General features: G+C 63.5%; 1 protein-coding gene. It reads right to left on the reverse strand.

Annotation, left to right across the window (positions count from 1 at the left end):
• Positions 1-31 precede the first annotated feature (31 nt).
• Positions 32-400 (reverse strand): hypothetical protein (locus tag E1292_RS50690; protein WP_220447482.1); only part of this gene is annotated, 369 nt, incomplete at its 5' end.

Raw genomic sequence — 400 nt, forward strand, 5'->3', positions numbered from 1 at the left:
CGATACCACAGCGAAATCAGCCGAGCCCGACTTAGATGCTGCGCATCGCCGTCAGCAACTCGTCGCGCTGCGCGTCATCGAGTGAGCCGTTAGGAACAAATGCCCACACCGCCGTGCGATGCAAGTCCACGTGCTCGACGTCGGGCACCGCGAATTGCAGGCCCGGGTAGCTGCTCCTGAGACGAGGGAGTGCGAGGAGGATCCGGCGCGACACTTCGTCCCGCGTGGGCAGCTTCCGGTACCACGGGTCCTGGAGGTTCACACGGTCCTTCTCGCTTTCGGCGGTCGGGAAAGAGATGTCGAAGAGCAAGCCCCATACACCGTCCTTTCGGACGACGCACGAGGCGTTCCATGGCATCTGTCCCTTCAGCCTTTCCAGCAGCGCGGGATCGCCCTGCAG

Source organism: Nonomuraea deserti (assembly GCF_004348685.1).
GTDB lineage: Bacteria > Actinomycetota > Actinomycetes > Streptosporangiales > Streptosporangiaceae > Nonomuraea > Nonomuraea deserti.